17 protein-coding genes, 1 tRNA gene and 1 pseudogene are annotated in these 16,675 nt (G+C 68.8%); 11 read left to right on the forward strand and 8 right to left on the reverse strand.

Going from position 1 to position 16,675, the window contains the following annotated elements; genetic code table 11:
* Positions 1-42: 42 nt before the first annotated feature.
* The 3 genes from E2493_RS08850 to E2493_RS08860 form a co-directional block, all read right to left on the reverse strand.
* Entirely contained in the window at positions 43-1,158 is a 1,116-nt protein-coding gene (locus tag E2493_RS08850) for an acyl-CoA dehydrogenase family protein (protein WP_135085853.1), read from the reverse strand.
* Positions 1,159-1,336: 178 nt separating this feature from the next.
* Complete coding sequence (locus E2493_RS08855; protein WP_404828305.1) at positions 1,337-2,458, reverse strand: acyl-CoA dehydrogenase family protein; 1,122 nt, start codon at positions 2,456-2,458, stop codon at positions 1,337-1,339.
* A gap of 112 nt (positions 2,459-2,570) precedes the next feature.
* The gene (locus tag E2493_RS08860) at positions 2,571-4,061 is read right to left on the reverse strand and encodes a flavin-containing monooxygenase (protein ID WP_135085855.1); all 1,491 of its coding nucleotides are present in this window, start codon (positions 4,059-4,061) and stop codon (positions 2,571-2,573) included.
* A 124-nt stretch (positions 4,062-4,185) separates the two neighbouring features.
* Between E2493_RS08860 and E2493_RS08865 the strand changes: the two genes are divergently transcribed.
* From E2493_RS08865 to aat, 6 genes are all read left to right on the forward strand, one after another.
* Complete coding sequence (locus tag E2493_RS08865; protein WP_135085857.1) at positions 4,186-5,430, forward strand: acyl-CoA dehydrogenase family protein; 1,245 nt, start codon at positions 4,186-4,188, stop codon at positions 5,428-5,430.
* A 120-nt stretch (positions 5,431-5,550) separates the two neighbouring features.
* Positions 5,551-6,327, forward strand: a complete 777-nt coding sequence (locus E2493_RS08870; protein WP_135085859.1) for an SDR family NAD(P)-dependent oxidoreductase — start codon at positions 5,551-5,553, stop codon at positions 6,325-6,327.
* 8 nt (positions 6,328-6,335) lie between these two features.
* Entirely contained in the window at positions 6,336-7,127 is a 792-nt protein-coding gene (locus tag E2493_RS08875) for an SDR family NAD(P)-dependent oxidoreductase (RefSeq protein ID WP_404828306.1), read from the forward strand.
* Between the two features lie 15 nt (positions 7,128-7,142).
* Positions 7,143-9,200, forward strand: coding sequence for a 3-hydroxyacyl-CoA dehydrogenase NAD-binding domain-containing protein (locus E2493_RS08880; protein ID WP_135085863.1), 2,058 nt, complete (start codon positions 7,143-7,145; stop codon positions 9,198-9,200).
* A 55-nt stretch (positions 9,201-9,255) separates the two neighbouring features.
* Positions 9,256-9,603, forward strand: a complete 348-nt coding sequence (gene arsC / locus E2493_RS08885; protein WP_135085865.1) for an arsenate reductase (glutaredoxin) — start codon at positions 9,256-9,258, stop codon at positions 9,601-9,603.
* Positions 9,604-9,655: 52 nt separating this feature from the next.
* Positions 9,656-10,396 (forward strand): leucyl/phenylalanyl-tRNA--protein transferase, encoded by a 741-nt coding sequence (aat, locus tag E2493_RS08890; RefSeq protein WP_135085867.1) that lies wholly within the window; start codon positions 9,656-9,658, stop codon positions 10,394-10,396.
* A gap of 35 nt (positions 10,397-10,431) precedes the next feature.
* Here the strand turns inward: aat and E2493_RS08895 are convergent.
* The 5 genes and pseudogenes from E2493_RS08895 to E2493_RS08915 form a co-directional block, all read right to left on the reverse strand.
* A pseudogene (locus E2493_RS08895) lies at positions 10,432-10,839 on the reverse strand (DUF2155 domain-containing protein); the annotation flags it as partial.
* Positions 10,836-11,222 (reverse strand): NADH:ubiquinone oxidoreductase subunit NDUFA12, encoded by a 387-nt coding sequence (locus E2493_RS08900; RefSeq protein ID WP_135085869.1) that lies wholly within the window; start codon positions 11,220-11,222, stop codon positions 10,836-10,838. The gene E2493_RS08900 and the pseudogene E2493_RS08895, both read right to left, overlap by 4 nt.
* 100 nt (positions 11,223-11,322) lie before the next feature.
* Positions 11,323-11,865 carry a DUF192 domain-containing protein gene (locus tag E2493_RS08905; RefSeq protein ID WP_135085871.1) on the reverse strand — a complete coding sequence of 181 codons (543 nt, stop codon included), beginning with the start codon at positions 11,863-11,865 and terminating at the stop codon, positions 11,323-11,325.
* A complete protein-coding gene (locus E2493_RS08910; RefSeq protein ID WP_225421267.1) occupies positions 11,862-12,455 on the reverse strand; it encodes a cold-shock protein in 594 nt (197 codons plus the stop codon). The genes E2493_RS08905 and E2493_RS08910 overlap by 4 nt, the downstream gene beginning before the upstream one ends.
* A gap of 77 nt (positions 12,456-12,532) precedes the next feature.
* Positions 12,533-13,069 carry a regulatory protein RecX gene (locus tag E2493_RS08915; RefSeq protein ID WP_135085873.1) on the reverse strand — a complete coding sequence of 179 codons (537 nt, stop codon included), beginning with the start codon at positions 13,067-13,069 and terminating at the stop codon, positions 12,533-12,535.
* 139 nt (positions 13,070-13,208) lie between these two features.
* Between E2493_RS08915 and E2493_RS08920 the strand changes: the two genes are divergently transcribed.
* The 5 genes from E2493_RS08920 to nusG all read left to right on the forward strand — a co-directional run bounded on the left by E2493_RS08920 (position 13,209) and on the right by nusG (position 16,433).
* Positions 13,209-14,957, forward strand: a complete 1,749-nt coding sequence (locus tag E2493_RS08920) for a fatty acyl-AMP ligase (protein ID WP_135085875.1) — start codon at positions 13,209-13,211, stop codon at positions 14,955-14,957.
* 99 nt (positions 14,958-15,056) lie between these two features.
* The gene (locus tag E2493_RS08925) at positions 15,057-15,389 is read left to right on the forward strand and encodes an energy transducer TonB (protein WP_135085877.1); all 333 of its coding nucleotides are present in this window, start codon (positions 15,057-15,059) and stop codon (positions 15,387-15,389) included.
* 97 nt (positions 15,390-15,486) lie between these two features.
* Positions 15,487-15,562: transfer RNA gene (locus E2493_RS08930), tRNA-Trp, on the forward strand.
* A 124-nt stretch (positions 15,563-15,686) separates the two neighbouring features.
* The gene (gene secE, locus E2493_RS08935; protein WP_135085879.1) at positions 15,687-15,884 is read left to right on the forward strand and encodes a preprotein translocase subunit SecE; all 198 of its coding nucleotides are present in this window, start codon (positions 15,687-15,689) and stop codon (positions 15,882-15,884) included.
* Between the two features lie 9 nt (positions 15,885-15,893).
* A complete protein-coding gene (gene nusG / locus E2493_RS08940; protein WP_135085881.1) occupies positions 15,894-16,433 on the forward strand; it encodes a transcription termination/antitermination protein NusG in 540 nt (179 codons plus the stop codon).
* The last annotated feature ends 242 nt before the right edge of the window (positions 16,434-16,675 follow it).

Here is a 16,675-nt window from a genome sequence, read left to right on the forward strand (position 1 = left end):
CCCCACCCCTTTATCCCCTCCCGCGAGCGGGAGGGGAGATGTTCAATACCCCCGCAACCTTGCGACGCGGTCTGCGTGGTAGTTCGCGTCGCCGAACAGCTCGTTCAGCACCCGGTCGCGCTTCATGTAGAGGCCGATGTCATATTCGTCGGTCATGCCGATGCCGCCGTGCATCTGCACGCCCTCCTGGGCGGCGAGCGTCGAGACCAGGCCGGCCTTGGTCTTGGCGACCGACACCATCACCTCCGCCGCCGCGTCGCCGGCGTCGAGCAATTGCTGGGCCTTCAGCACCGCGGCGCGGGCGATCTCCAGCTCGGAGTAGAGATGGGCGGCGCGATGCTGCAGCGCCTGGAATTCGCCGATCGGCCGGCCGAACTGCTTGCGCTGCTTGAGATAGTCGACGGTCATCGCCATCGCACCGGACGCGACGCCGATCATCTCCGCCGCGGCGCCCGCCCGGGCCGCGGCGAGCACGCGGGAGAGGATCGCCTCCCCCTGCCCCACCTCCCCGAGCACCGCATCGCCGTCGACCTCGACAGCGTCGAAGGTGAGCCGCGCGCCGATGCTGGCATCGGCGAGGCGCACGCCCTCGACCTCGAGGCCCGCTGCCGCCTTCTCGACCGCGAACACCGTCGTGCCTTCGTCGGCCTGCGCCGCGACGATGAAGACGTCGGCGGAGGCGCCCTGCACGACGAACTGCTTGGCGCCGGACAGGCGGAAGCCGTTGCCCGAGCGCTCGGCCCGCATCGCAATCGATTCCGGCCGGTGCTTCGGCCCCTCGTCGACCGCCAGCGCCGCCACCGTCTCGCCCGCCAGCATGCCGGGCAGCCAGCGGCTGCGCTGCGGCGTGCCGCGCAGCGCCTCGACCGCGGCGACGGCGGTGATCAGGAAGGGTGAGGGCGTAAGGTTGCGCCCGATCTCCTCGAGTACCAGGCCCGCCTCGACATGGCCGAGCCCGAGCCCGCCATCGGCTTCGTCGACGAGGATGGCGGTGAAGCCCATCTCGCCGAACTGGCGCCAGAGGGCATGGCCGAATCCGTCCTTGCAGTTCATGTCGCGATACTTGCGATATTGCGTCGCGATCGCGCCTTCCTCGGCCATGAACGCGCGCGCGGTCTCGCGCAGCATCGCCTGGTCGTCGGTGAGGGTCAGTGGCATTGGGTCCTCAATTCCCCCTCTCCCCTTCAGGGGAGTTTGGGGCCTTTTGGTTCTGTCCGGGGGACAGAACGGCCCCCAAACTGGTTGGGGAGAGGGGCAGTGAGAGCCTCTCCGAGTTCGTCCATGGGGGCTCTGACTCCCCCTCTCCCAACCTCTCCCCTGAAGGGGAAAGGAACGTTCATGATCCGGGCAGCTCCAGGATCCGCTTCGCGACGATGCCGAGCTGGATCTCGCTGGTACCGCCCTCGATCGAATTGGCCTTGGTGCGCAGCCATTCACGGGGGCGCTTGCCGCCGCGGCTGCGCTCGCTCTCCCATTCGAGCGCGTCGGCGCCGCCGGCGGCCATGACGATCTCGTGGCGGCGCTTGTTGAGCTCGGTGCCGGCATATTTCATCATCGAGGGCTGGGCCGGATGCGCCTGGCCCGCCTTCAGCTCGTCGATGAAACGCTCCGACATGGCCGAGAAGGCGAGCGCGTCGACATCGAAACGGGCGATGTCGGCGCGCAGGAACGGATCGGCGATCCGCCCCTCTCCGTCCCGGCCGATCGTGTCGGCGAGTGCCGGACCGAGCGTTCCGTCCGAGCCGGCGCCCACGCCCATGCCGCTGATCATCTCGCGCTCGTGACCGAGCAGATATTTGGCGACGTCCCAGCCCTTGTTGATCTCGCCGACCACCTGATCCTTCGGCACTGCCACGTCGTCGAAGAAGGTCTCGCAGAACGGCGAATAGCCGGAGATCAGCAGGATCGGTTTCGTCGAGACGCCGGGCGTCGCCATGTCGAACAGGAGGAAGCTGATCCCCTTGTGCTTGGGCGCGGCCGGATCGGTGCGCACCAGGCAGAAGATCCAGTCGGCCTTGTCGGCGTAGGAGGTCCAGACCTTCTGGCCCTTGACCAGCCAGTGATCGCCTCTGTCCTCCGCCCTTGTCTGAAGCGAGGCGAGGTCGGAGCCGGCGTTGGGCTCCGAATAGCCCTGGCACCAGCGGATCTCGCCGCGGGCGATCTCGGTCAGGAAGCGCGTCTTCTGCGCCTCGGTGCCGTATTTGAGCAGCGCCGGACCGAGCATCGAGATTCCGAAGCTGTAGAGCGGGTTGCGGGCGCCGATCCGCGCCATCTCCTGGCGCAGGATCTTGGTCTCGGCGGGCGAGAGCCCGCCGCCGCCATAGGCCCTCGGCCAGTCGGGCACCGTCCAGCCGCGCTCGGCCATCATCTCGAGCCAGCGGCGCTGGGCCTCGTTCTTGAAGGTCGCGTTGCGGCCGCCCCAGCACAGGTCGCTCTCGTCGCGCACCGGCTCGCGCATCTCGGGCGGACAGTTCGTCTCGAGCCAGTCCCGAGTCTCGGCCCTGAAGTCTTCCAGCTCCACGCGCGCCTCTCCTTTACGTAAACGTAAATGCCGGGCGGCGCAGCGGTCGTCAACTCTCCGGCGGCGCCGCCGCGCGAGTCTCGAACACCATCGCCTCGTCGGCGACCGGCCGCAATCGCATCGCCGCGAGATCGAGCAAATAGTTCTGGTGGACCCGCCAGGGCGCCCGCTGCCCCTGCGCCGGAAGGATGGCGGCGGCGCGGCGCACGTAGCCGGAAGTGAAATCGAGCAGGGGGCGGCGCGGCGCACCGGGATCGCGCAGCCGCGGTGTGCAGGCGGCATGGCCGTGCCGGTCCATGTGCTTGAGCAGCCGGCACACCGTCCGGGCGGTGAGGTCGCATTTCAGCGTCCAGGAGGCGTTGGTATAGCCGAAGGCGAGCGCGAGGTTCGGCACGTCGCTCAGCATCATGCCCTTGTAGACCAGCCGATCCGCCGGATCGACCGGAACACCGTTGACGGCGAGCGTCATGCCCCCGAACAATTTGACAACCAGGCCGGTGGCGGTGACCACGATGTCGGCCTCGATCTCCTCGCCCGAGCGCATCCTGAGGCCGTTGCGGGTGAAGCTGTCGATCTCGCCGGTGACCACCGCGGCGCGGCCGCTGCGGATCGCCGCGAACAGGTCACCGTCCGGAACCAGGCACAGCCGCTGGTCCCACGGCCGGTAGGACGGCGCGAAATCCCGCTCGATCGGATAGTCCGGGCCCAGTTCCTTGCGCACGCCCTGCAGGATCAGGCGCCGCACCGTCTCCGGGCGATGCCGGGCGAAGCCGAAGAAGCCGAGGCCCAGCAGCACGTTCTTCCAGCGCACCAGCTTCTCGGCGAGCGGCGCCGGCAGCCACCGTGCGGCCCGCGCGGCGAGCGGATCGCGGGCCGGGCGCGAGACGACGTAGGTCGGTGAGCGCTGCACCATCGCGACATGCGCCGCCTGCGCGGCCATGGCCGGCACCAGGGTCACCGCGGTCGCGCCGCTGCCGATCACCGCCACTCTCCTGCCGTCATGGTCGAGATCGTCGGGCCAGAATTGCGGGTGGACGATCCGCCCGGCGAACGCCTCCTCCCCCGGCCAGCGCGGACGGAAGCCCCGGTCGTAATCGTAATAGCCGGTGCACAGATAAAGGAAGCCGCAGGTGAAGCGGCGGACGGCGCCGTCCGCCTCGGCCTCCACGGTCCATCGCGCGTCGGCGGAGGACCAGTCGGCGCGGATGACTCTGTGTCCGAAGTGGATCCGCTCGCTGATCCCGAATTCGCGGGCGGTCTCCTCGACATAGGCGCGGATCGAAGCGCCGTCGACGATCGCCCGGTCGCCGCGCCACGGCCGGAACGGAAAGCCGAGCGTGTAGATGTCGCTGTCCGAGCGGACGCCCGGATAGCGGAACAGGTCCCAGGTCCCGCCCATCGCGTCGCGGCCCTCGAAGATCGCATAGCCCTTGTCCGGACACCGCTCCTGCAGGCGATAGGCAGCGTCGATGCCGGAGAGGCCCGCCCCGACGATCAGCACGTCGAAATGCTCGCTCACCGCCCCACCCGACGCCCGCATTGCCGCTCCCCTTTGCGGCCGTCATGACACTCGCGGCACCGCTCCGGCAAGAGCCCGGCTCTGGCGCGAATCCGCCGTTTCTGGCAGCACCGGGAGAGGCAGGAGAGCGAGGAAAACGGCCGTCATGGACTTTGACCTTACGGAACGGCAGGCTTTTTACCGCGACCGCGTTCGCGACTTCGTCGAGACCGTGATTCGGCCGCGCGGCGACGACTACAAGGCCCAGCTCGCGGCCGGCGATCGCTGGCAGCCGATCCAGGTGATCGAGGAGCTGAAGCCCCTCGCCCGGGAAGCCGGCCTGTGGAATCTGTTCATGCCGCCCGGCCGGGCCCTCGCCCATGTCGACGAGAGCTTCGCCTTCGAAGGCACGCAGCTCACCAACCTCGAATATGCGCTTTGCGCCGAGGAGATGGGGCGGGTCGGCTGGTCCTCCGAGGTGTTCAACTGCTCCGCTCCCGACACCGGCAACATGGAGGTGCTCCACCGCTACGGCACGAGGGAGCAGAAGGAGCAATGGCTGCGGCCCCTGATGGACGGCGAGATCCGTTCCGCCTTTTTGATGACCGAGCCGGCGGTCGCCTCGTCCGACGCCACCAACATCGAGTGCGACATAAGGCGCGAGGGCGACGAATATGTGCTGAACGGCCGCAAATGGTGGTCGAGCGGCGCCGGCGATCCGCGCTGCAAGGTGGCGATCGTGATGGGCAAGACCGATCGCACGGCCGATCGCCATCGCCAGCAGTCGATGGTGCTGATGCCGCTCGACGCGGCCGGCGTGACGATCGAGCGGGCGCTCACCGTCTACGGCTATGACGATGCGCCGCACGGCCACATGGAGATCGTGCTGGACAACGTGCGCATCCCCGCCTCGAACATGCTGCTCGGCGAAGGCCGCGGCTTCGAGATCGCCCAGGGCCGGCTGGGGCCGGGTCGCATCCACCATTGCATGCGCACGATCGGCGCGGCCGAAGAGGCGCTCGCCGCCATGGTCCGCCGCCTCCAGTCGCGCGTCGCGTTCGGCAAGCGCCTTGCCGAGCATTCGATCTGGGAGCAGCGCGTCGCCCGCGCCCGGATCGACATCGACATGTCGCGCCTGCTCTGCCTCAAGGCGGCCGACCTGATGGACAAGGCCGGCAACAAGGCCGCGCAGGCGGAGATCGCGATGATCAAGGTCCAGGCGCCGAACATGGCGCTGAGGATCATCGACGATGCTGTCCAGGCCCATGGCGGCGCCGGCGTCAGCCAGGATTTCGAGCTGGCGAAGAGCTGGGCGGGGATCCGCACCCTGCGCCTCGCCGACGGGCCGGACGAGGTGCACAATCGGGCGATCGCGAGGATCGAGTTCGCGAAGCACGCGTCGCGGGGCTGACTCCCACCCGTCATCCCGGCGGAAGCCGGGATCTCGGATCGGATAGGCGCCGCGGCCAATCTCCAGGAGATCCCGGCCTTCGCCGGGATGACGAGAGGTTCGGATGAAGAGGGAAATCAGATGAATTCGTTCGATCTGAGCGGGAAGGTGGCCGTGATCACCGGCTCGTCGCGCGGCATCGGCCGGGCGATCGCCGAGGCGATGGCCGAGCACGGCGCCACCGTCGTCGTCTCGAGCCGCAAGGCCGAGGCCTGCCAGGAGGTCGCCGACGCCATCAACGGCCGGCACGGCCTCGGACGAGCGATCGTCGTTCCCGCCAACATCTCGTCCAAGGAGGCGCTGCAGACGCTGGTCGACGAGACCCGGGCGCAGCTCGGGCGGATCGACGTGCTGGTCTGCAACGCCGCGTCCAATCCCTATTACGGGCCGATGGGCGGCATCTCGGACGAGATGTTCCGCAAGATCCTGGAGAACAATGTCATCGCCAACCACTGGCTGATCCAGATGGTCGCGCCGGAGATGATCGAACGGCGCGAGGGCTCGATCATCATCGTCTCCTCGATCGGCGGCCTCAAGGCCTCGACCGTGATCGGCGCCTACAACGTCTCCAAGGCGGCCGACTTCCAGCTGGCGCGCAACCTCGCCGCCGAGTTCGGGCCGCACCAGGTGCGGGTGAACTGCATCGCGCCCGGCCTGATCCGCACCGACTTTGCCCGCGCTCTCTGGGAGAATCCGCAGACGCTCGCCGCGGTGACGATGCACACGCCGCTGCAGCGGATCGGCGAGCCGCACGAGATCGCCGGCGCCGCCGTCTTCCTGGCCAGCCCGGCCTCGACCTTCGTCACCGGCCAGGCGATCGTCGTCGACGGCGGCTCGACCACCGGCGTGGGGCTCTAACGCGGAGGCTGGCAATGAGACTCGAGGGGAAGATCGCGATCGTCACCGGGGCCGGCTCCGGCATCGGCCGGGCCAGCGCGCGGCTGTTCGCCGAGCAGGGCGCGCGGCTGATCTGTGCCGACCTCAAGGGCCATGACGAGACCGCCGCGGAGATCGGCGAGGCGGCGATCGCGATCCAGGCCGACGCCGGCAGCGACGAGGATGTCCAGGATCTCGTCCAGGCGGCGCTGCAGCGCTTCGGCGGGCTCGACGTCTTCTTCGCCAATGCCGGCATCTCGGGCGGCCTGGCCTCGATCTTCGAGCAGAGCGCCGAGGACTGGCAGGAGATCCTGCGCGTCAACCTGATCGGGCCTTTCCTCGCCATCAAGCACGCGGCGCCCGCGATGAAGGAGCGCGGCAAGGGCTCGATCATCTGCACCGCCTCGGTCGCCGGCATCCGGGCCGGCGCCGGCGGCCCGGCCTATTCGGCCTCCAAGGCCGGCGTGATCAACCTGGTCAAGGTCGCCGCCACCCAGCTCGCCGCCGCCGACATCAGGGTCAACGCCATCTGTCCCGGCCTGATCGAGACCGGCATGACCAAGCCGATCTACGATTGGGCGCGCGCCTCCGGCAAGGAAGACCGGCTCGGCCACCTCAACCCGCTGAAGCGCGGCGGCGAGCCGGAGGAGATCGCCGGCGCTGCCTTGTTCCTCGCCTCCGACGAATCGAGCTACGTCAACGGCCACGCTTTGGTCGTCGACGGCGGCCTCTCCATCTCGCACCCGTTCAACCAACAGGAATATGGCCGCACGGCCTTCTGACCCACGGAGACATACATGAGCCCGATCAGCACCCGCCGCCACGGCGACGTCCTCATCGTCACTTCGAACAATCCGCCGGTGAACGCCCTCGGCCATGCCGTCCGCGAAGGCCTGGTCGCAGCGATCGATCAGGCCGATGCCGACGAGGCGGTGAAGGCTGTCGTGATCATCTGCGCCGGCAACACCTTCTTCGCCGGTGCCGACATCACCGAATTCGGCAAGGCGATGCAGATGCCGATGCTGCCGATGGTGGTCGATCGGATCGAGGCCTGCACCAAGCCGGTAGTCGCCGCGATCCACGGCACCGCCTTCGGCGGCGGCCTCGAGGTCGCGCTCGCCAGCCACTATCGCGTCGCCGTCCCGTCGGCGAAGCTCGGCGTCCCCGAGGTGAAGCTGGGCCTGCTGCCCGGCGCCGGCGGCACCCAGCGCCTGCCCCGCGCCGCCGGCGTGCAGAAGGCGCTGGAGATGGCGACCAGCGGCAGCCCGATCGGGGCGAAAGAGGCCTATGAGGTCGGCCTCGTCGATCGGCTTATCGAGGGCGATCTCGAGCAGCACGCCGTCGCCTTCGCCGAAGAGGTGCGTGACGTCCGGCCGATCCCGAAGACCAGCGAGCGCGACGACAGGATCGACGAGGCGCGCGCCAATCCCGGCCTGTTCGACGAGTTCCGCAAGGCGCAGGCCCGCAAGTTTCGCGGCTTCGATGCGCCCGAGGCGAACATCAAGGCGATCGAGGCGGCGGTCGCCAAGCCTTATGCCGAGGGCGTGCAGACCGAGCGGCAGCTGTTCATGCAGCTGATGAGCGGCACCCAGGCCAAGGCGCAGCAATATTTCTTCTTCGCCGAGCGGAAGGCGGCGAAGATCGACGGCCTGCCGGAGGAGACGCGCGCGCGAGACATCCGCAAGGTCGGCGTGATCGGCGCCGGGACGATGGGCGGCGGCATCTCGATGAACTTCCTCAGCGCCGGCATCCCGGTGACGATCGTCGAGCAGCAGCAGGAGGCGCTCGACCGCGGCACCGGCGTGATGCGCAAGAACTACGAGGCGACCGCGGCCAAGGGCCGGATGAGCGCCGAGCAGGTCGACCAGGCGATGGGCCTGCTCACCCCCAGCCTCAGCCTCGACGATCTCTCCGACTGCGACCTGATCATCGAGGCGGTGTTCGAGAATATGGACGTCAAGAAGGAGGTGTTCGGCAAGCTCGATCGCATCGCCAAGCCGGGCGCGATCCTCGCCTCCAACACCTCCTATCTCAACGTGGACGAGATCGCGGCCTCGACCTCCCGGCCGCAGGACGTGCTCGGGCTCCACTTCTTCTCGCCCGCCAACATCATGAAGCTGCTTGAGATCGTCCGCGGCGCGAACACCGCGCCGGACGTGCTGGTGACGGCGATGGGTCTCGCCAAGAAGATCCGCAAGGTCGCGGTCGTCGCAGGCGTCTGCTACGGCTTCATCGGCAACCGGATGCTGATCCCGCGCCAGACCCAGGCGATGCAGCTGCTCCTCGAGGGCGCGACGCCCGAGCAGATCGACCGCGTCCATGTCGAGTTCGGCATGCCGATGGGGCCGTTCCAGATGGCCGATCTCGCCGGCGTCGACATCGGCTGGCACCGCGATCCCAACCGCATCGAGAACATCCGCGACGCGCTCTGCGCGATCGACCGCTGGGGCCAGAAGAAGGGCGCCGGCTTTTACGATTATGACGACAGGCGGCGGCCCTCGCCGAGCCCCAAGGTGCAGGAGATCATCGACGGTTTTCGCGCCAATGCAGGCGTGACCGCGCGCGAGATCAGCGACCAGGAGATCGTCGAGCGCACGCTCTACACGATGGTCAACGAAGGCGCGAAGATCCTCGAGGAAGGCATGGCCCAGCGGGCGAGCGACATCGACGTCGTCTGGGTCTACGGCTACGGCTGGCCGGTCTACCGTGGCGGCCCGATGTTCTGGGCCGACACCGAGGGGCTGCCGAAGATCGTCGAAGGCCTGAAGCGGCAGCAGCCGCGGCTGGGAAGCGACTTCACCATCTCCGAGCTGCTCGCAGGCAAGGCCGAGGCCGGCGAGAAACTCGCCCGCTGATCCGCACGTTCACGTCGCCGGGGCGTCCGCGCCCCGGCCCCGATCAGGTGACCCGATGAAAGCGACCATCTACCATAATCCGCGCTGCGGCACGTCGCGCAAGACGCTGGAGATCCTCGAGCAGGAGGGTGCCGACGTCACCATCGTCGACTATCTCAAGAGCCCGCCGTCGGCCGACGAGCTGCGCCGGCTGTACCGGCAGGCCGGGATCAGCCCGCGCGAGGGCCTGCGCGCCAAGGAGAGCCTCGCCGAGGATCTCGACCTCGTCTCGGGCGCGGTCAGCGACCAGGCGATCCTCAATGCCATGGCCGAGAACCCGATCCTGATCGAGCGGCCGATCGTCGAGACCGAAAAAGGCGTGCGCCTCTGCCGTCCGCAGGACCGGGTGCGCGAGATCCTCTGAAGGCAGGACCGCCGGAGTTGACCTCGGCGCGCGGCTTGCCCAATCGGAAGCCATGGCGCTGATCGATCCCGACCTGCTGCTGCGCGCCTATGCGATTGGCGTCTTCCCAATGTCGGACAGTCGCGAGGCGGACGACATCTTCTGGGTCGAGCCGCGCAAGCGGGCCATCCTGCCGCTCGACGGCTTCCGCCTGTCGCGCTCGCTGCGCAAGACGCTGCGCGCCGACGTCTTCGAGGTCACCCGCGACACGGCGTTCGAGGAGGTGATCCGGCTCTGCGCGGCGCGCGAGGAGACCTGGATCAACCATCAGATCGAGCGCAGCTTCGTCGCCCTGCACGAGCTCGGCTTCGCCCATTCGATCGAATGCCGGCAGGACGGAATGCTGGTCGGCGGGCTCTACGGCGTGCGGCTCGGCGCCGCCTTCTTCGGCGAGAGCATGTTCTCGACCCGGACCGACGCCTCGAAGGTAGCGCTCGCCTGGCTGGTCGCCCGGCTCAAGCTCGGCGGGTTCCGGCTGCTCGATTGCCAGTTCATCACCGATCACCTCCGCAGCCTCGGAGCGATAGAGATCAGCCAGAAGGATTATCTGGCGCTGTTGGCCTCGGCACTGTCGCCGGCCGGAGGCGCCTCGGGGGTCGCGGCGCCGGGCGCGGCCGGCGCGGGGGCCGCCCTGGTGCGGGGCGCGGTGCCGGACTTCGGCGCGCTCGACCGCTTGCTCTCCGATCCGGCCGCAACCGTGGATGCGCCGCCTTCCGGATGCGTCATCTCGCAGCTCTTGGGCCAGACGTCGTAGATCGGGTGCTCGACGACGTTGAGCGACGGAGTCTCCTTGTAGAGCCAGCCGGAGAAGACCCGCTGCACCTGGCCTTGCGGGTTGCGCACGTCGAGCTGCACGAACGCGCCGGTCAGCTTCTGCACCTCCCACGGAGCGCTGGTCTCGCAGGCGCGCAGCCGGACGGTGGCGTCGCCGATCCGGATCGCCTGGCCAGGGCGAAGCTTCAGGTCCCGCGACAGCCCGTTGCGCTTGTTGAGCAGGCCGAGCACGGCGACTCGCTGTGCCATCGGCGTCGTGCCCGGCGCGACCGCCGTTACCGTCTGGGGAATGTCGACCGTCTGGGGCTCGGCCTCGGCCGATCCGTTGGCGTGGGCGCCTTTCTGCCGCTCGCCGCTTTGGCCGCCGCAGGCGCCGAGCGCCAGCGCCGCGGCCAGAGCGAGGAAGCGCGCGGGACGGCTCATGCCTGGTCCGGGGTCCACGCCTCATAGTCGCCGCTGGCGGCGGGGCGCTGCCCGCCCCGCTCGAGCGCGCCCGAGGGCTTGTAGGCCTCCGGCGTGCCGGTGCGGTTGCCGGTCGGCTCCTTCAGGAACTTGGGCGGCGGCGGCAGCGCCTCGTCGGGCACTGCGTCGATCTGGTGATGAAGCCAGCTGTACCATTCGGGCGGGATACGCGCGGCGTCGTTCGGGCCGTTGTAGATGACGAAGCGCCGCCCGCCCTTCTTGGCCGCATAATAGACGTTGCCGAGATGGTCGCTGCCGACCTTGCGGCCGTTGCGGCGCACGTGCAGCGACGTTCCGATCGTCGCGCCGTCCCACCAGGTGAAGATCTGCTTCAGGAAACCCATGGCCGCCCGCCTAGCGCCGAAGGAGGGGCAGGCGCAAGTCTGGGATCGTCCGCGGCGGCCGTGTTTCGGCGCTGCGCGCGAGGCCGGCGGCGGAGCGCGATCAGGGCGTCGGGCCGCCCGGCCAGGAGACGCGCGCGTCGGTGCCAATGCCGAGCTCGGCGGCGCGGCCCCCGGGGATCTCGAGCACCGCCGCGACCGGCTCGCCGACCTGCACCGGATCGAGCGAGAGCGGACGTGCGGTGGCGATGCGGGCGATCGTGCCGTCGGCGCGGACGAACAGCATGTCGAGCGGGATCAGCGTGTTCTTCATCCAGAAGCTGGCCGGCCGCGGCTTGGGGAAAGGAAACACCATGCCTTCGCCGGGGCCGAGCGTCTGGCGGTTCATCAGGCCATAGGCCTGCTCCTGCTCGGTGCGCGCCACCTCGACGTCGAAGCGGTGGACCTGGCCGCCGCTGCGGATCTCGAGCGGGACGATCGGCAGCCCGGAGACGGGCGAGGTGCGTTCCGCCGCAGCGGTCTGCGCGGCTGGCTTCGTCGCCGGCTCCGCGGCGTTCGGCGCGGCGCCGTCGGCGGTCGGCTGGGCGTGGCAGCCGCCGAGACCGAGGACGAGAATCGCGGGCGCGACCAGCGCGGCAGGCCTCACCTCGGCTCCACCTCGACGGCCAGCGGGCCCTTGCGGCCGCTCGCGATGCGGGCGCGCAGCGGCTGATCGGGGGCGAGATCGGGCAGGCCGCCCCGCCGCACCGTCTCCATATGGACGAAGATGTCCTGCGAATCGTCGTCTTCGCGGTTGAGGAAGCCGTAGCCCTTCAGCCGGTTGAACCATTTCACCCGCACCGGCTCGAACGCCCCGGCCTCGTCGAGCAGGCTCGCCGGGTCGACCCGCTCGCGGGTGGCCGCGCCGGTGCGCAGCGGCTCGGCGACGACGGCGCGGCTGAGATCGATCGAGAGCACCTTGCGGGCCTGGAGGCCCCTCTCCTGCTCGGCGACCAGGCATTCGACCACGGCGCCCTCGGGGAGGCTGCGGCGGTCATGCTCCTTCAGGACGCTGAAATGGACGAGGATGTCGCCCTTGACCTCGTCGCTCACCAGGAAGCCGAAGCCGCGCGTGGCGTCGAACCACTTCATCGTGCCCGTGACTTTGAGCAGCGCCTCCTCTTCCGGACGCGCGACCGCCTTCCGCCCGTCGTTCGGGTCGGAGCCGTCCGCCAGCATTTCCCCGCGCGACGTCATGAACGCTCGATCCACCTGGAGTACGCACAAGAACTATCACGGCTTTTGTCGGCTTGTGAACTGTTTACATGTGTTTTTCAGATATCGTCCAAATCCGGGATTTCCCCGGGCAAAGCGTTAAGAATGCGGCGGACGTGATCCATGTCGTGGCCGGCCCTCAGCATCGCCGCCATCGCCTTCTGCCGCGCCTCGCGATCGGGGCTCCCGGCGGCGAACGGTCCGATCCTCTTGCGCCGCGCGAAGCGCAGCGCCGCCTCCCACGCACCCTCCCGCGCCTCCTCGCGGACGGGCTCCGCATCGGACGCCTCGATGCCGGCGGCGCGGAGCGCCTCGCCGACCCGGCGCGCGCCATAGCCCCGTCGGAGCAGCGCGGCGGCCTTGGACGAGGCGAAGGCGCGATCGTCGACATAACCGAGCTCGGCGAAGCGCTCGACCAGCCGCTCGACGGGGGCCGTGCCGCTGCCGGACCAGCCGCGCTCGCCGAGCTTGCGGGCGAGATAGGCACGAAGCTTGGCCCGGGTGGTGGCGTAGCGCCCGGCATAGAAGAGGGCGAGCCGCTCCAGGCCCTCGTCATCGAGGGCAGGCCGGGGCTTTTTGGGGCTGGTCCGTGTCACGCGCCATGTTTGTGCCACAGTCGGTCCCGATTATGAACGGCCATTGCCTCCCGAAAGGGGCTGGGCCGTCGCGCGCCCTTGATGAGGGTCCCTGATGAGGAACGAGACCGCAGTCCCCTTGCCGCCGAAAACCGGAACCATGCAGACATCTGAACCGAATATTCTCGCCCCGACGCCGACCGCGGACGACCTTCCCAGGCGCTTTGCCGATTTCGCGACGCTCGGCGACGCCCTTGATTACGCGGCCAAGGGGCAGCGCGGGCTGAACTTCCACGATCCGCGCGGCCAGCTCGCCCGCGTCTATCCGTTCCGGGACCTGCGCGAGGACGCCCTTGCCGCGGCCTATCGGCTGGTCGCGGCCGGCGTCCGGCCCGAAGACCGCATCGCCCTGGTCGCCGAGACCGGACCCGATTTCGCGGCCCTGTTCTTCGGCTGCATCTATGCCGGCGCCTGGCCGGTGCCGCTGCCGCTGCCGACCTCGTTCGGCGGGCGCGATTCCTATATCGACCAGCTCTCGGTGCAGCTGAAGAGCTCCGATCCGCGCACCCTCTTCTTCCCGGCCGAGCTCGCCTCGATGGCCGGCGCCGCCGCCGAGGCGGTGGGCGTCGAGGGCATCGCCTGGGAGGAGTTCGCCGGCCGCGAGGCGCCGGTCGTGGCGCTGCCCCAGGCGGACAGCGACGACATCGCCTATCTGCAATATTCGAGCGGCTCGACCCGCTTCCCGCACGGCGTCGCCATCACCCACGAAGCCCTGCTCAACAACCTCGCCGCCCACAGCCACGGCATGGAAGTGCGGGAGAGCGACCGCTGCGTCTCCTGGCTGCCCTGGTATCACGACATGGGCCTGGTCGGCTGCTTCCTCTCGCCGGTCGCCAACCAGGTCTCGACCGATTATCTCAAGACCGAGGATTTCGCCCGGCGCCCGCTCGCCTGGCTCGATCTGATCAGCCGCAACCCCGGCACCACCCTCAGCTACTCGCCGACCTTCGGCTACGACATCTGCGCCCGCCGCATCGGCAGCCAGTCCAAGGTCTCCGAGCGCTTCGATCTGTCGCGCTGGCGGGTGGCCGGCAACGGCGCCGACATGATCCGGCCGGACGTGATGCAGTCCTTCGTCGACGCCTTCGCCGAGGCCGGGTTCGACGCCAAGAGCTTCCTGCCGAGCTACGGCCTCGCCGAGGCGACGCTCGCCGTGTCGATCATGCCGCCGGGTGAAGGCATCGTTGTCGAGCTGGTCGAGGAGACCCTGCTCGCCGGCGGCGGACGCGCCGAGCGCGACCGGCCGCAACGCTATCGCTCGATCGTCAATTGCGGCAGGCCGGTGCGCGACATGGAGGTCGCGATCCTCGACGAGGACGGCCGGCCGCTCGCCGATCGGGCGATCGGCAAGGTGTGGTGCAAGGGCGCCTCGGTGATGGTCGGCTATTTCCGCGACCAGGAAGCGACCGAGGCCTGCCTGACCGACGACGGTTGGCTGGACACCGGCGACATGGGCTACATGTCGAACGGCTATCTCTACATCGTCGGCCGCGCCAAGGACATGATCATCATCAACGGCCGCAACCACTGGCCGCAGGACATCGAATGGGCGGTCGAGCAGATCCCCGGCTTCAAGGCCGGCGACATCGCCGCTTTCTCGATCACCACGCCGGGCGGCGAGGAGACGCCGGCGGTGCTCGTCCAGTGCCGCACCTCGGACCTCGCCGAACGCACCCGGCTGCGCGACGCGATCCGCGAGCGGGTCCGCGCGATCACCGGCATCAACTGCGTCGTCGAGCTCGTCCCGCCGCGCACCCTGCCGCGCACCAGCTCCGGCAAGCTAAGCCGGGCCAAGGCGCGCAACCTCTATCTCTCCGGCGAGATCCAGCCCTACGACATCGCCGCCTGAGCGCGCGAGAGGGGGGCGGCTGCCCGTTCCCCTTTCGCCGCGGCATTCCGGCTGGCCCTGTCGCAACCTCCGTGGCACCATCCCGGCCGGAGGTGCTCCATGGTCCTGTCCGTATCGATCGCTTTGTGCTGCGCCGGCGCCTCGCCGGTCCTTGTCCGCCCGCTCGAGGCGCTGTTCACGCCTCGGGATTATCCGTTGCAGGCCCTTGAGGCGAAGCAGAGCGGGGACGTCGCCGTCCGGCTGGTGGTCGGTACGAACGGTCGGGTAACCGGCTGCACCGTGCTGCGCTCCAGCGGCTCCCCGACCCTCGATTCGACGACCTGTCGCATCCTTTTTTCGCGCGCCCGGGTCCGGCCGGCCCGTGGTGACGACGGCGCGCCAATGACCTCGCAGCACGAATACGTTCAGCACTGGACGCTTCCTGCTTCCTGACCGGCGCGGGCCCCTTGCCCCGGGGCGGCGCCTTCCCATCTTGGGGCTTGCACCGCCCAAAGCCCCCGGCTAAGGACCCGGCTCTCCCTGGCTCCCTAGGAGTGTAGCTCAGCTGGTAGAGCATCGGTCTCCAAAACCGAGGGCCGTGGGTTCGAGTCCCTCCACTCCTGCCATCCCCGCCAAGGCGCGGGAGGGCTGAAGGGAAACCAAGGGACAGGGGGTCAAGCAAGGTCAAGGACGGTCCGCCAGGCGGATCAATCCTTGGCCTGATTTGTGTTGTTTTGAGGGTTCGAAACGGTGGCCAAAGTCAGTCCGGGTGCATTCCTCAGCCAGGTCCGAGCCGAGACGGCGAAGGTCGTCTGGCCGACCCGCAAGGAAACGGTGACGACCGGGATCATGGTCGTGATCATGACCACGATCCTGGGCGTGTTCTTCTTCGCCACCGATTCGGCTTTCAGCGCCATCGTCAAGGCGCTCCTCGGTCTGCTGAGCTAAGGAAGTCACGTGTCCCGCTGGTACATCATCCACGCTTACTCGGGCTTCGAGAACAAGGTCCGCGACTCGATCCTCTCGGAGGCGCAGCGTCTCGGGCTCGAGCAGCTCGTCGAGGCGGTCGAGGTTCCGACCGAGAAGGTGACCGAGGTCCGCCGCGGCAAGAAGGTGACCTCGGATCGGAAGTTCTTCCCGGGCTATGTCCTCGCCAAGCTGGCGATGAACGACGACGTCTACCACCTGGTCAAGAATACGCCGAAGGTCACCGGCTTCCTCGGCTCGTCGGGCAAGCCGCAGCCGATCTCGGAAGCCGAGGCCGCGCGCATCCTCAACACCAAGGACGAGGCCGCCGCCGCGGCCCCGAAGACCAAGGTCAACGTCGATTACGAGATCGGCGACAGCGTCAAGGTTCTCGACGGCCCGTTCGCCAGCTTCAACGGCCTGGTGGAAGAGCTCGATTTCGACCGCGGCCGCGTCAAAGTCGGCGTGTCGATCTTCGGCCGCGCCACCCCGGTCGAGCTCGAGTTCGAGCAGGTCGAGCGCGTCAAATAAGATCCCCCTCTCCCTCAAGGGGAGTGGGGCGCTTCGCCTTGGCGAGCCTCTTGGGCGAGCTTAGGCGAAGCTGGGTGAGGGCCCTGCTGCGGAGACCATCCGTCAACGGTGTCACCCTCACCAACTCCGCCTAGGCGGCATTGCCGCCAAGGCTCCGTATCCTCTCCCCTCCAGGGAGAGGATATTCCGCCGCGGGAGGCGGTCCCCAGGGGCCGCCGTTCGTACCGCTAAACTTGAGAAAG

The organism is Sphingomonas parva (ex Maeng et al. 2020), from assembly GCF_004564275.1.
Taxonomy (GTDB): domain Bacteria; phylum Pseudomonadota; class Alphaproteobacteria; order Sphingomonadales; family Sphingomonadaceae; genus Allosphingosinicella; species Allosphingosinicella parva.